This is a genomic window from Vicinamibacteria bacterium, assembly GCA_035570235.1.
Taxonomy (GTDB): Bacteria; Acidobacteriota; Vicinamibacteria; order Fen-336; family Fen-336; genus DATMML01.
Genome location: DATMML010000014.1, coordinates 1 through 2,527, shown reverse-complemented (window position 1 = coordinate 2,527; position 2,527 = coordinate 1). Strand labels below are relative to the sequence as shown.

Here is a 2,527-nt window from a genome sequence, read left to right as displayed (position 1 = left end):
ACGGCCTTCCTCGACCTGCGGTCGGCCCAGGACCGAGTGCAGGTTGCACAAACCGCCCTCGGTCTGGGCCGTGAGCAGCTCCGGCAGGCCCAGGACCGCTTCGCGGCCGGGGTAGCGAGCAACATCGACGTGGTCCAGGCCCAGGAGGCGCTGGCCACGGCAACCGAGAACAGCATCGCGAGCCTGTACGCCCACAACGTGGCCAAGGTCTCCCTGGCCCGTGCCCTAGGAGGGGCGGAGGCGAGCTACATTCAGTTTTTGCGAGGACAGTAGATGGCGCAGAGTGTACCGGTTCGAGACGAGAGCGACCAGGGAGCACAGGTTGACGCCGGCCGCGCGCGCGGCCCCCTGGCGCGTTGGTGGCGCGGCGGGCAACGGGGGTGGCTGCTCGTAGCCGTGGCCGTGGTCGTTGCTGTTCTGACCTTCGCAGGGCGCTATTTCGCGGTCCGCGAGTCCACGGACGACGCCCAGATCGACGGTCACGTGAACCCAATCGCCGCTCGGGTCGGGGGCACGGTCCTGGCCGTGCTCGTCAAGGATAACGAGGTCGTCGAGAAGGGCACGCTGCTTCTGCGGATCGACCCCCGTGACTACGAGGTGGCGGCGGCCCGGGCCCAGGCCGACCTGGGAGAGAACGAGGCGTCGGCGCGAGCGGCCCACCTGTCGGTGCCGCTCACCACCACCACCACCGGCACCCAGGTGACGGCCGCGGAGAGCGACCTGGAGGCGGCGGGGGCACGGCTCGCCTCCGCGCGCGCCCAACTACGGGAGGCCGAGGCCCGAGATCGGAAGGCGAGCCAAGATCTGAGCCGCCTGCGCCCCCTCCTGGCCAAGGACGAGGTCTCGCAGCAAGAGTACGACAGTGCGGTATGGGCCGCCGATTCCGCTCGGGCCGCCCGGGAGGCCGCGGAGGCCTCGGTCCGCGAGGCGGAGAAGGGCGTGGAGACGGCGCGCGCGCGCCTCGCCCAGGCGTCGACCGGCTCGGAGCAGGTTCAGATTGCCTCCGCCCGGGCCGCCTCCGCGGCCGCCAAGGTTGACCAGTCCAGGGCCACCCTCGAACAGGCGCGGCTCAACCTGGCCTACACCGAGGTCACCGCTCCCGTGAAGGGCGTGGTCAGCCGCAAGACCGTGGAGGTGGGCCAGGTCGTCCAGCCGGGTCAGCCCATGCTCGCGATCGTGCCCCTGGACGACATTTGGGTCACGGCCAACTTCAAGGAGAATCAGCTCAGGGCCATGCGCCCCGGCCAGTCCGCGCTGATCTCGGTGGACGCCTACGCCGGGCGGGAGTACCGCGGTCACGTGGACAGCATCGCGGCCGCCACCGGCTCGCGCTTCAGCCTCCTCCCCCCTGAGAATGCGACCGGGAACTACGTCAAGGTCGTGCAGCGGTTGCCGGTGAAGATCGTCCTCGAGCCCGGCCAGGACCAAGAGCACCGCCTCCGCCCGGGCATGTCCGTGGTCCCCACCGTCTTGACGAAATGAGAGGAGAGATCCGGCTGGTCACCGATGCCCATGCTCGCCCCCGGCCCCGGACGGCGGCCGTTATCGTTCTCGCGGCCCGCCCCGCTCTCCCGGTCGTCGGCCCGGCCCCGGCCACGGGCGGTTCCGCCCGGCACGTGGACGGGCTCACCTCCCCCGCCCGGCGGTGACGCCGCTCTCGCCCCGGGGGCGGGAGGTCAACCCCTGGATCATCGCCATCGCCGTGATGTTCGGCACCTTCATGGAGGTACTGGACACCACGGTGGTGAACGTCTCCCTCCCCCACATCGCGGGCAGCCTTTCCGCAACCATCGACGAGTCGACCTGGGCCCTCACCTCCTATCTGGTGGCGAACGCCATCGTGCTGCCCCTGACCGGCTGGCTGGCCAACCAGTTCGGCCGCAAGCGGCTGCTCATGTTCTCGGTGGGTGGGTTCACGGTCGCCTCCTTCCTGTGCGGGCTGGCCCCGAACCTGTCCCTGCTGATCACCTTCCGCCTAGTGCAGGGCCTGACCGGGGGGGCGCTCCAGCCCATCTCCCAGGCGGTCCTGCTGGAGGCCTTTCCCCCCGAGCAGCGCGGCCGGGCCATGGGCTTCTGGGGCCTGGGCATCGTCGTAGCCCCCATCCTGGGCCCCGTGCTCGGGGGCTGGCTGACCGACAGCTACAGCTGGCGCTGGGTCTTCTACATCAACATCCCCGTGGGAGTGGCCTCTCTGGTCATGGCCCAGCTCTTCATCTTCGATCCCCCCTACATCGGGCGGCGCGCGACCCGGATCGACTACCAGGGCATCGGGCTCCTGGCCGTGGGCATCGGAGCGCTGCAGATCCTGCTCGACAAGGGCCAGGAGGAGGACTGGTTCGCCTCCAGCGCGATGACGGTGCTGGTGGCGGTCGCGGTGGCGGCGCTGGTGGCGTTTCTCGTCCACGAGCTCCGAGTGCAACAGCCCGTGGTCAACCTGCGCGTCTTCCGCGTGTCGACCTACAGCGCGGGAGTCTTTCTCATGACCGTGCTGGGGTTCGTCCTCTACGGCAGCCTGGTCCTGCTGCCG

General features: G+C 70.1%; 3 protein-coding genes. All 3 read left to right on the top strand.

The genetic code is table 11. The annotated features are described in order from the left end of the window. Positions 1–273 (top strand): TolC family protein (locus VN461_02255; protein ID HXB53573.1); only part of this gene is annotated, 273 nt, incomplete at its 5' end. Further along, positions 274–1,482, top strand: a complete 1,209-nt coding sequence (locus VN461_02250) for an HlyD family secretion protein (protein HXB53572.1) — start codon at positions 274–276, stop codon at positions 1,480–1,482. 163 nt (positions 1,483–1,645) lie between these two features. Then, the coding region (locus tag VN461_02245; GenBank protein HXB53571.1) for a DHA2 family efflux MFS transporter permease subunit at positions 1,646–2,527 on the top strand (882 nt) is incomplete at its 3' end.